This window comes from Photobacterium sp. GSS17 (genome assembly GCF_028621875.1).
Lineage (GTDB): Bacteria > Pseudomonadota > Gammaproteobacteria > Enterobacterales > Vibrionaceae > Photobacterium > Photobacterium ganghwense.
Genome location: NZ_CP117518.1, coordinates 1,390,430 through 1,401,784 on the forward strand (window position 1 = coordinate 1,390,430; position 11,355 = coordinate 1,401,784).

General features: G+C 48.9%; 12 protein-coding genes. 7 read left to right on the forward strand and 5 right to left on the reverse strand.

The genetic code is table 11. From position 1 onward, the window contains the following. Nucleotides 1-56 precede the first annotated feature (56 nt). A complete protein-coding gene (locus PGW97_RS22665) occupies nucleotides 57-1,616 on the reverse strand; it encodes a methyl-accepting chemotaxis protein (RefSeq protein WP_273859917.1) in 1,560 nt (519 codons plus the stop codon). 386 nt (nucleotides 1,617-2,002) lie between these two features. Here PGW97_RS22665 and PGW97_RS22670 point away from each other — a divergent pair, with 386 nt between their 5' ends. Beyond that, on the forward strand, nucleotides 2,003-2,473 hold the full coding sequence (locus PGW97_RS22670; RefSeq protein WP_273859918.1) for a Dps family protein: 471 nt from the start codon (nucleotides 2,003-2,005) through the stop codon (nucleotides 2,471-2,473). Between the two features lie 304 nt (nucleotides 2,474-2,777). Here PGW97_RS22670 and PGW97_RS22675 read toward each other — a convergent pair whose 3' ends face one another. The 4 genes from PGW97_RS22675 to kdgR all read right to left on the reverse strand — a co-directional run bounded on the left by PGW97_RS22675 (nucleotide 2,778) and on the right by kdgR (nucleotide 6,464). Then, on the reverse strand, nucleotides 2,778-2,948 hold the full coding sequence (locus PGW97_RS22675; RefSeq protein ID WP_273859919.1) for a hypothetical protein: 171 nt from the start codon (nucleotides 2,946-2,948) through the stop codon (nucleotides 2,778-2,780). A 65-nt stretch (nucleotides 2,949-3,013) separates the two neighbouring features. Beyond that, nucleotides 3,014-3,727: an exonuclease domain-containing protein gene (locus PGW97_RS22680; RefSeq protein WP_047886190.1), complete on the reverse strand. Its 714-nt coding sequence runs from the start codon at nucleotides 3,725-3,727 to the stop codon at nucleotides 3,014-3,016. Nucleotides 3,728-3,732: 5 nt separating this feature from the next. Next, the gene (locus PGW97_RS22685) at nucleotides 3,733-5,598 is read right to left on the reverse strand and encodes a DUF294 nucleotidyltransferase-like domain-containing protein (RefSeq protein WP_273859920.1); all 1,866 of its coding nucleotides are present in this window, start codon (nucleotides 5,596-5,598) and stop codon (nucleotides 3,733-3,735) included. A gap of 83 nt (nucleotides 5,599-5,681) precedes the next feature. Next, nucleotides 5,682-6,464 carry a DNA-binding transcriptional regulator KdgR gene (gene kdgR, locus PGW97_RS22690; protein ID WP_207103816.1) on the reverse strand — a complete coding sequence of 261 codons (783 nt, stop codon included), beginning with the start codon at nucleotides 6,462-6,464 and terminating at the stop codon, nucleotides 5,682-5,684. A 259-nt stretch (nucleotides 6,465-6,723) separates the two neighbouring features. On the opposite strand from kdgR, the gene kduD reads away from it, so the two are divergent. From kduD to PGW97_RS22720, 6 genes are all read left to right on the forward strand, one after another. After that, a complete protein-coding gene (gene kduD / locus PGW97_RS22695) occupies nucleotides 6,724-7,485 on the forward strand; it encodes a 2-dehydro-3-deoxy-D-gluconate 5-dehydrogenase KduD (RefSeq protein ID WP_047886193.1) in 762 nt (253 codons plus the stop codon). Between the two features lie 27 nt (nucleotides 7,486-7,512). Further along, the gene (locus tag PGW97_RS22700) at nucleotides 7,513-8,031 is read left to right on the forward strand and encodes a YgjV family protein (RefSeq protein WP_207104259.1); all 519 of its coding nucleotides are present in this window, start codon (nucleotides 7,513-7,515) and stop codon (nucleotides 8,029-8,031) included. 14 nt (nucleotides 8,032-8,045) lie between these two features. Further along, complete coding sequence (locus PGW97_RS22705) at nucleotides 8,046-8,366, forward strand: cupin domain-containing protein (RefSeq protein WP_047886195.1); 321 nt, start codon at nucleotides 8,046-8,048, stop codon at nucleotides 8,364-8,366. A 172-nt stretch (nucleotides 8,367-8,538) separates the two neighbouring features. Beyond that, nucleotides 8,539-9,180: an RpiB/LacA/LacB family sugar-phosphate isomerase gene (locus PGW97_RS22710; RefSeq protein WP_047886196.1), complete on the forward strand. Its 642-nt coding sequence runs from the start codon at nucleotides 8,539-8,541 to the stop codon at nucleotides 9,178-9,180. Nucleotides 9,181-9,520: 340 nt separating this feature from the next. After that, a complete protein-coding gene (locus tag PGW97_RS22715) occupies nucleotides 9,521-10,450 on the forward strand; it encodes a sugar kinase (RefSeq protein WP_273859921.1) in 930 nt (309 codons plus the stop codon). Between the two features lie 227 nt (nucleotides 10,451-10,677). Beyond that, nucleotides 10,678-11,316: a bifunctional 4-hydroxy-2-oxoglutarate aldolase/2-dehydro-3-deoxy-phosphogluconate aldolase gene (locus PGW97_RS22720; RefSeq protein ID WP_047886198.1), complete on the forward strand. Its 639-nt coding sequence runs from the start codon at nucleotides 10,678-10,680 to the stop codon at nucleotides 11,314-11,316. Nucleotides 11,317-11,355 lie beyond the last annotated feature (39 nt).

Here is an 11,355-nt window from a genome sequence, read left to right on the forward strand (position 1 = left end):
CAATAAATGCCTTAGCTATTCACACCTGGTCGTTTGTGCCTGAAGTTTATGCTCGGCTAGATTTTAAACGCGCCGACATGATGGTCAAGCACCTGAGACAGCTCTGCGAGCTGCTTGCTGGACACTTCCAGCTCCTGGCTGGCGCTGAGCCCGTCTTTGACCAAATGACTGACCGTATCCATGTTCATATTAATCTCATTGGCCACCGTGGATTGTTGTTCCGTTGCCGTCGCGACCTGAGTATTAATATCCAGAATAGTCATGACCTGACGGGAAATTTCTTCCAGCGCCTTACGTGCCAGCTCTGTTTCGCTCGCCCCTTCCTTAATCAGCGATTTACTGCTTTCCATCGACGTCACCGCATTTTGTGCTTCCGCCTGCAACTGATTAATCATCGCATTGATCTCATCCGTAGACTGTGCCGTTTTCGTAGCGAGATTGCGAACCTCATCAGCAACAACAGCAAAACCACGGCCAGCGTCACCGGCCCTTGCCGCTTCAATGGCAGCATTCAGAGCCAGCAGATTGGTCTGTTCTGAAATACCGCGGATAACCTCAAGGATAGAGCCAATCGATTGTGTTTTATCCGCCAGAGTCAAAATTACACTCGAGGTATTATTCATTTCGGATTCAAGGTTGCTGATCGCCGTAGTCGATTTTTGCAACGTTTGATAACCAGACTGAGTTTCGTTATTCGCATTGCTGGCTGCATCTGCAGCACCAGCCGCATTGGAAGCGATTTCGTTTACGGTCGCGATCATTTCATTCATCGAGGTCACCACCAGCATGGTTTGCTCGTTTTGTTCCTGACCTCGTTGCAGCGCATTTTGCGACTGCTGACGCAGCGCTAAGGCCGATCCGTTGAGCTCAACCCCGGTATTCACCACCTGCGAGATAATTTCATGGACTTTATTCACAAAGGTATTGAATGCAGAAGAAATTTGCGCTACTTCATCATTCCCTTTCACCGGCAGGCGCACCGTCAAATCACCATCACCTTTAGAAATGTCCTGCAGGGCATTTTTCAGCACTGAAAGTGGCTTTAGCAGTCGACCCAGTAATCCGGAAAGCACAACAACACACAGTAAGAAAATGGCAACAATAGAAATCAGCTGATACGTGATGATCCCGTTAGTCGCCTCGCTGACTTCCGTGATGGGAATACCGATATCTAACGTCCCGTACAGCTGTCCATTGACATAAATTGGCGACATGATGTCGAACACCCAGACTTTCTGAACATCGGCATACCATTTTGAATACTGCTGAACACCTTTGGTCGCGCCGTCTATGGTATAGCTGTCGTCATACACCTTATTGAGCTTTTGTTTGTCACTGTGCGCCACGGCTTTCACATGACTATCAATAACGATGGCATAGCTGATGTCAGAGCGCTGCTTCAGAGAATCAACCAATGCCTGCAAATCGGCTTGCGGGCGATCAGAATGCTCCAGAATGTATGCCGCATTTTCAGCCAGAAATTCAGCCTGAACCTGAGATTTATTTAATATGATTTCGTCGATTTTCTGGCTGGAAATAAAGTAAGTCGAAGCCATACTCGCTATGACGGCAATGCCGAACATAACGCAGACTACCAGCAGGATTATTCTTTTCATTCTGAGTGTCCCAATGCAACTGAGTGGATTGATCATTTTTTGAGGAGCCCTCCTAACCGAGTGCTATCTCATTGATCTTATAAGTGACTAAGTGGTCACTATATCTGAACAATCTGCCGTAACTTTAATGCCAGTTTATAAATTTGTGTCATTGTCCCCTTTTCCATGCAGTGCCTCAGATGAAAAGTGTGATCTTCCATACATCTGTTTGCGCACGAAATTTTTGATGGCTTAACGCCACTCCCTCACACATCCATAGTTTTTGCCTATCGGAACAATAATTTCAATCGATTTCTCAAATAGACACATCCACCGTAATCTAACCCCATATCCGATACGGAATAAGCATTTACTGTCACATTCGATTGCAACAAGCCGGAGGACATATGGAAAAGAATCTGATTGGCCTGAACAAAACTGAAGCGAAGGCACTGACTGACGAACTGAACAAGCTACTGGCGGACTATCAGGTGCTCTACATGAACGTTCGCGGATACCACTGGAACATCAAGGGGCGCGATTTCTTCGAGCTGCACGCAAAATTTGAAGAGATGTATACCGATCTGGTGGTGAAGGTGGATGAGCTGGCTGAGCGTATTCTGACTCTGGGCTCGCAACCGGTTCACGGTTACTCAAAATACCTGGCATTGTCTGATATCAGTGAAACACTGGATGTCACTGAAGGGACTGCGGCGATTAAACATGTGCTGGCGGCTTACCAGACCCTGCTGGTTAAACAACGGCAGATTCTGACAACGGCCAGTGAACTGGGTGATGAGGGTAGCGTCGGACTGCTGAGCGATTACATCAGTCAGCAAGAGAAAGAAACCTGGATGCTGAACGCTTACCTGCAGTAAGCCTTATCGCTGATGCGTCAACGTAACCACTTGACGAACTGCGGCTATAGCTGAACCTTTGGTACTGCTGAGCTATTGCGACTACTGAGCTCTGGCTACTACTGAACCATTTGAACCATTTGAACCAATGCAACAACTGTGTCACTGCAACATCTGAACCACTGCTTATTTGCACACAGCTTTCCTAGCAGCGATTCAGCGGCACTAAGTGCCACCATACTCATGCGCACCGGCACACCTGAGCCTTACGACATGCCAACCTGCTCAGGTGTCCTTTTGGGCTGACCCAGACCGTAATCAGGGGTCAGCCTTTTTTTTCTTTTTCTTTTTCTTTTTCTTTCAATGCATTTATCTCTATCCATTGCAACTGCGGGTGCAACTGTTTTTGCTGGCTGAGTTTGCTGTTAGCAATCCGGGCTCTTAATGAGGCCAGATGCAATATCTCAACAGAGCCATATCGCACAACCAAAGCCAATCGCCTCTCCTATTAGTCGGTTTAGCAAAGAAAACGGGCGCCCGTATTCGCACGAGAAGAGGCCATTAGTGCACCATCAACTTACAGAGTGAAGCTGTTGCCAGGTCAGGGATTTTTCTGTACTGCGCCAGGAACAACTCCGCGCAGGCCAACGCATCAATGGCTGCTGAGTGCCCATGGTACGCGGGCAGTTTGTAGGTTTCGCGCAAATCGGATAGCTGGAAACTCGCATGGCCACCGGTCTTGCCTCGGTAGGTCCAGAGTTTCTCAATCAGCAGCGTATCGAGAATAACGCACGGTAAGGTGGTTGACTGATAACGGGTACGAAAGTAGTGCTCAAGAAAGCCCTTTTCAATGCAGGCACCATGAACGACAACAACTTTGCCCGCAATGGCACGAAATAAATCGCTCATCCCCTGATCCAGGCTCACCCCATTTTCCAGCAGTTTCGGGGTAATGTGGTTAACCTCGGCACTGACTGCTTTTACAAACTGTCCGTGCCGCACAAACAGCTCGGCAGATTGTTCAACCGCAATTTCGTTCAGCGTCAGCGGCACAAAGCCAATGCTCAGGATCTGGTCATTCCCCGGTTCGACACCGGTTGTTTCAAAATCCAGCGCCACAAAAGACACATCTTCCAGCCGACTGCGGATATCCGGTAACGGCGTTGACAGATAACGGTTCACCCCTTCCGGCCAGTGCGCATCAATATGAATCGATTGCCGATGTTGTTCCGGATTGGGTTTCTTGGCCAACGATGATTTTAGTTTGCGTAACATACAGCTTATCCTTTCAGGTAACGCAACTTGGCGACATCCTGCATCTCATTGATAATTTTGAACGCATCTTTCAAATGCTTGCGCTCAAAACTACTGAAGTTGTCCGGAGCAATATGATTATTCGGCTCTTTGCCGGCCTTGATAGCCTGCAACTGGTGTTTGAATCTGACCTGAGTGATAAACCGGTATGCTCCTATAATATTATCGCAGCTGTCCTGCGACATCGCGCCCTGCTCGGCAGCATATCGGAACCGCTCTTCAGTCCCAGTCATTGACCCGCCGGCTGACAAGCTGAATATCCGAGCCAGATCAATAATAAGGTTAAGCGCATACTTCTTGATATTGAGGGTGTTACTGTTTTCTCCCCCTTTTTCCAGCACCAGATTATTGAAGATCCCCAGTGGCGGCTGCGTTTCAATGGCGTCTTTTACCAGTGCCGGAATGAAGTTATGACTGCTCTGGATCCGTTGATGCAGATAGTGCTGCATCTGCTCGACCAGTTCGCCATTACCGTAAATCGCCCGAACCTCCAGAAACACACTGATACTGAGCAATTTGTTGTATTCAGGGCTGTTCACCCACTTCTGATAATACTCTTTCCAGCGTGACAATGGTTGGCACCACTTCGGTGAGGCCGCCATGTACTTACCGTCACACAACGGGTAGCCACACGCGGCCAACCCGTTACAGACCCGCATCGCGAGATGGGTGAAATAGAGTTTATCCTCTTCTTTGACAACATCGGACAGAACGATAGCACTGTCCTGATCTGACAACATGTGGACTTCATTGCGGGCATGAGAACCCGCGACGACCCAGGCATAATCACAGGGTGGCGGGCCAAGCAGTTCTTCCGTCAGCTGGATGATCCGACGCGTGAAAGCGTCCATGATCATCGACATCACCCGACCTTGAATCTCAGCGCTGACGCCACTTTCGACCAGTGCTTCAAAAATCGATTGGCGTTCATCACGGAGTGAAGCCAACGCATTGACTGAGCTGGCATACTTGATTTTTTCAATCAGAAACAGAGCCTGTGTGCGGTGGTTATGTACCAGGTGCGAAGTGGTCAGCAGACCGGTGACCTCGTTGCCTTTCACCACCGGCAGACAACGGATGTTGTATTGCAGCATCAGGGATACCGCCTGAATGACTTTATCATCACTCTGAATCAGTACCGGCGACTGAGTCATCACGGTACTGATAGGCTGACGGGTATCAATGCCGGTCGCCACGACACTGCTTGTCATATCACGGTCGGTGACCAGCCCGACAATCTCATCGCCTTTTTTCACTACCGCGCAAGAGCTGCGCTCGCCGCAGCACATCCGACGCGCCACTTCCTGTATCGGAGTGTCTTCTGTCACGATAGTAATGTTTTCACTGGCGATTTCCCCGACCCGCCGAAAGAACAGACCTTTCTCTTCCTTGCGGCACACGTCATTCACTGCAGAATGCAGACGCACTTGTGCCTGACTGGCAAAGTAATTTTCAAACTCGGGGTATTCGGAGCAAATCCGCTGTAATTCCTGATGCGGGATAAGGTACAACAGCGAATCTTCGATCGCTTGTGCCCGGTAGCCATCTTCAGCATTCGTCATCGGCTTGAGGAAAGTAAAACCAAACTGATCCTCGGCACCAAGACGTGCGCGAAGTTCGCCGTTTGAACGACGCTGCTCAATCGCGCCGGTTCGAATGATGTAAAGAAACCGCTGCGCACACTGCGCGCTGAATTCAATTTCTTCGCCATGAGCCAGGTATCGGACTTTCACAACCTTTGACAGTGCTCGCACCAGGGCTTCAGGCAGTTTATCGAACGGATCAATGGTGACCAGAAAGTCAAAAATATTGCAGGTCAGTGATGTTCCCATACTCTTATCTCACAAAATTGAAACAGCGTTTCGATGGTTTGATTAACGGCAAAAAAAGCAGCCTAGCGGCTGCTCCTCTTAGCTTATGCCGGGTAATCGTGGTAACCCAGTTGCTCTGAAATGTTTTTTCCGGCCTGTTGCAACATGCCAACATAGCTCGACAAACTATCCACATCAAAACGAATCGTCGGGAACGACATCGACAAACCAGCAATCACATTTCCGAACCGGTCATAAATCGGTGCCGCAATACAACGCAGACCCGGCTCCTGCTCTTCATTGTCTTCCGCGTAATGGCGCTCTTTCACCATCACCAGTTCTTCAAGCAACTGGTCCACATTTTCCAATGTTTTTTCCGTGTGCTTAATAAACTCAACACCGGCCAGCGTGTCTCGCACAAACTGCTCATCACGTTCTGCCAGCAGCACCTTACCAATAGCAGTACTGTAAAGCGGGTTACGGCGACCAATACGAGATTGCATGCGCAGGTTGTAGCCTGAGTCGATTTTGTGGATGTAAATAATGGCATTTTCATCCAGCGCACCCAGGTGCAATGCTTCATTCGTTTGCTGGGAAATAATGCGCATCTCTTTATCTGCCAGTGCGATAAGGTCGACGTATTCCAGCGACTTTGAGCCAAGTTCAAAGAGTTTCAGAGTTAGCGAGTACTTATCTGCCTCACCTTCCTGAGCAACATATCCCATTGACTTCATGGTCTGCAGGAAACGGTAGGTCGTGGCTTTTGACATCATCAGGCGCTGAGACAGTTCAGACACCCCAATCTCTTTTTGTTCACCCAAAGCCTGAAGGATATTAAAAACCTTGAGGACGGAAGAAACCGCTTCAGGCTGCGTTGACTTTTCCATTATTGATCCTTTCTGTGTCCGATTGCTGGTGATTATACCTCAAGATGCATCATGAACCAGATTTTTTAAAATCGCTTTTCAATATTTTGAAACCGCTCACCCCTTCATAACCCGAAAAAGCAGATCTCCATCAATATTTTTAAAACGCTTTTTCAATTTTATTTGTGTGAGGTTTCTTTTTGTTGCTATGGTTACCTCAACAACAGTGATGGCTCCCAGCGAGAAAGTCACTACCGACGAAAATAGTGAGGAAAACCGTATGACTCTTGATTCATTTAATCTGCAGGGAAAAGTAGCAATCGTAACGGGTTGTGATACAGGTCTGGGCCAGGGTATGGCACTGGGACTGGCGCGTGCAGGCTGTGACATCGTGGGCGTAAACATCACCGAACCCACTGAAACAATGGCAAAAATTGCAGAGACTGGACGTAAGTTCGTTGATATCCGCGCTAACCTGATGAAACTCGATGACATTCCGTCAATTGTCGATCACGCGGTCACTGAACTGGGTCGTATCGATATTCTGGTAAACAACGCCGGTATTATCCGCCGTAATGATGCCATCGAATTTTCTGAGCAAGACTGGGATGATGTCATGAACATCAACATCAAATCTGTGTTCTTTATGTCTCAGGCGGTAGCCAAGCAGTTCATCGCACAGGGTGAAGGCGGCAAAATCATCAACGTGGCTTCTATGCTTTCCTTCCAGGGTGGTATCCGTGTTCCTTCCTACACTGCATCAAAAAGTGGTGTGATGGGGATTACTCGTCTGATGGCCAACGAATGGGCGAAGCACAACATCAACGTGAATGCTATTGCACCGGGCTACATGGCAACAAACAACACCGCTGCGCTACGTGCTGATGCAGATCGTAACCAAGCGATTCTGGAGCGTATTCCTGCTGAGCGCTGGGGTACACCGGAAGACCTGCAGGGCCCATGTGTGTTCCTGGCGTCTAAGGCGTCTGATTACATTAACGGCTACACCATCGCGGTTGATGGCGGCTGGCTGGCACGATAAAACCGTAGCAAGTCTGGTAACAGGGATATAACGGTGGATATTTCATTCGCACAGGCACTGGGTTTTGTCAGCTTTGCTCTGGGTATTTCGACCTTCTACCAGAAGGATGATCGAAAACTGAAAATCGTCATGCTGATTTTCAACCTGAACCATCTGGTGCACTTCCTGTTACTGGGCTCGCTGGTGTCGGCGCTCAGTGCCCTGTTATCGGCACTGCGTACCGCGACAGCCATTTATGTTTCATCCATCAAAGTGGCTGCTCTGTTTATCAGCATCAGCCTGATCAGTGGCGTCTGGCTGGCTGACAACCTCTGGGAGCTCTGGCCAATATTGGGCACTGTCATCGGCACTTATTCTGTGTTTATGCTGAAAGGCATCGCGATGCGGTTGGGCTTTCTGGCTGGGGCAACTTGCTGGCTGATCAACAACCTGTCCATCGGTTCTATTGGTGGATCGCTGCTGGAGATGACTGTTATCAGCGTCAATATCATCACGATTTACCGGCTTCACCGAGATCGACAGCAACAACCGGCGCTGAACAACTAAATTGTAGGTAAGACATGTTTGTATTTAATGATCAGATTGAACTGGAAGACCTCGGCAACGGTATTACCCGTAAGGTTCTGGCTCACAGTGACAACATGATGGCCGTTGAAGTGCGCTTCGACAAAGGCGCTGTCGGCACTATGCACAGCCACCCGCACGAGCAACTGACCTATGTCCTTTCTGGTGTGTTCGAGTTCACCATCGGCGACGAAACGAAGATCGTCAAAGCCGGTGACACCATGTACAAAGAGCCGAATATTGAGCATGGCTGTGTGTGCCTGGAAGCTGGTGTGCTGATTGATAACTTCACACCAATGCGCAAAGACTTCTTATAAGACGTAATTGTGTAAAAAGACTTTTGTAAGAAAGCCGGTTGCAAGTTGCAAGAATAGACAGTGAAAAACAACAGTGTCAGAAAGCACTGTTTACAACGCTCTCAATGAACGGCTTTCGGAAATAGCTATCAATAACCGAATATTGAATCGCAGTACGACTGCAGGAGAAACCATGAAAATTGCACTAATGATGGAAAACAGCCAGGCCGCGAAAAACGCCACTGTGCTGAATGAACTTCAAACCGTGGTAAAAGCGAATGAGTACCCGGTCTATAACGTTGGTATGAGTGACGAGAATGATCATCACCTGACTTACATCCACCTGGGTATCATGGCCAGCATCCTGCTGAATTCAAAAGCGGTTGATTTTGTGGTTACCGGCTGTGGTACAGGTCAGGGCGCAATGATGTCTCTGAACATCCACCCAGGCGTAGTGTGTGGTTACTGCCTGGATCCATCAGATGCATTCCTGTTTAATCAAATCAACAACGGTAATGCACTGTCTCTGGCCTTTGCCAAAGGCTATGGCTGGGGCGCGGAACTGAACGTTCGCTATATCTTTGAAAAAGCGTTCCTGACTGGTGAACGTGGTCAAGGCTACCCAATCGAGCGTGCTGAACCTCAGCAACGTAATGCAGGTATTCTGAACGAAGTGAAAGCCGCTGTGGTGAAAGAAAACTACTTGGATTCACTGCGTGCTATCGATCAGGAACTGGTGAAAACCGCCGTTTCCGGTGAGCGCTTCCAGCAGTGCTTCTTTGAAAACTGCCAGGATGCAGAGATCGAAGCCTACGTTCGCGCTCTGCTGAACTAATTTATCGCATTCTATCCAGCGATACTGAACAACGGGAATAACGAACAAACCGGTCTTTACAGGCCGGTTTTTTTATTCTGCTCAGCCAATCGAATTAGGATTTTCGCGTTTTCTGCGATCGCCAAATCGACCACTGTCTGATCCTAATTGTCTGCCGGGCAGCGATATACCGTTTAATTGTGAGTCGGGCAAAAGCGATTCCATGCTGCAAACAGATTGCTGCAAACAGAACGCTGCGAACCGATCACGCTCACATTTTTTTGAACCGTTGTTTTATTTTTATTTTCACAAGTTTTCAAAACGGTCATAATAGCCTCAAGAAATGTTCAGGAGACATCCTATGAATCCAATTAGTCGAGTGGCCATCATCGGTGAGTGCATGGTCGAGCTGAAAAAAGTCGGTGATACCATCACTCAGGGCTTTGGCGGCGATACCCTCAATACTGCGGTTTACCTCTCGCGCCTGACTCACCAACAGGGCATTACGACGTCTTACCTAACGGGGTTGGGGCAGGATCCTTTCAGTGCTGACATGCTGTCGGCGTGGCAAACCGAAGGGCTGGATACCTCAATGGTGTATCTATCCTCCGACAAGCTGCCGGGGATTTATGCCATTCAGACCCGTGATGACGGTGAGCGCAGTTTCTACTACTGGCGCAATGACTCTGCGGCTAAATACTGGCTGCGAGAGCAAGATCCCCAACATCTGCTGAGAGATTTATGTCAGCATCAAATGGTGTACCTGAGCGGGATCAGCCTGGCAATTTTGCCTGACGATGGCCGTCGCACCTTGTTTGAACTGTTGACGGCTTATCGCCAACAAGGTGGCATGATTGCGTTTGATAACAACTACCGTCCGGCTTTGTGGTCCTCAGCAGAGCACGCCCGGGCATGTTACGCCGAGATGCTCGCCCTGACAGATATCGCTTTCCTGACCTTCGACGACGAAGTCATGCTTTACGGCGATGAGCAGGAAGATCAAGCCATTGCGCGTACTCAGGCCTTTGGCGTAAAAGAAATTGTGGTGAAACGCGGCGGTGAAGATTGTTTGGTGATTAGCGGTCAGCTCTCTATCGCGGTCACGCCACCCCCTGTCGCCAATATCATCGATACCACAGCGGCGGGAGATTCATTCAGTGCCGGCTATCTGGCTAAGCGCCTGACTGGCGGCAGCGAGCAAGATGCCGCTCTGGCGGGACATATTGTTGCCGGTCGAGTCATCCAGCATCGCGGGGCGATTATTCCCAAAGATGCCATGCCCGAGATTTGAAGGTAACAAGCCTTACAAGGCACACACTCTGACTCGAGAAAAATCTGGCAGCGACAGATTTGAGCCTATACCCCCAATACATAAAACGTAAAAACGCATGGTGAGATTAACAGGCTGACTTTTATCTTATTTCTGTTAATGAAATGCATTTTTACGAAGAACACGATTTAAGACGAGCACTATTTAAAACAAGTGCTTTTCAAAACAAGCACTATATGGAGAGGATTATGTCTAACCAAGACGCTTCAGGATTAAACAGCCAACTACGTGACATCAAAGTTGTCCCTGTTATTGCCATCAAAGATGCCGGTAAAGCGGTGAAGCTGGCTCAGGTATTGATTGAAAATGGTCTGCCTTGTGCTGAGGTGACCTTCCGTACTGAACAAGCGGCAGCAGCCATCAGAAACATGCGCGATGCCTACCCGGACATGCTGATTGGTGCCGGTACTGTACTGACGACTGAACAGGTCGATCAGGCTATTGAAGCGGGCGTAGACTTTATCGTCAGCCCGGGCTTTAACCCAACAACAGTGAAATACTGTCAGCAGCGTAACATCACCATCGTACCCGGCGTAAACAACCCTAGCCTGGTTGAACAAGCAATGGAAATGGGACTGCGCACTCTGAAATTCTTCCCGGCGGAACCATCTGGCGGCACGGCGATGCTGAAAGCCCTGACGGCTGTCTACCCGGTAAATTTCATGCCGACAGGCGGTGTCAGCCCGAAAAACGTCAAAGACTACCTGGCGATTCCATCGGTTCTGGCCTGTGGTGGCACCTGGATGGTTCCCAACGACCTGATCGACAATGAGCAATGGGATGAACTGGCAACTTTGGTAAAAGAAGTCGCCCAGATTATTGACTGATCTCGGCTATACCGTTCACCAATGAGTGGCAAGTCGGCG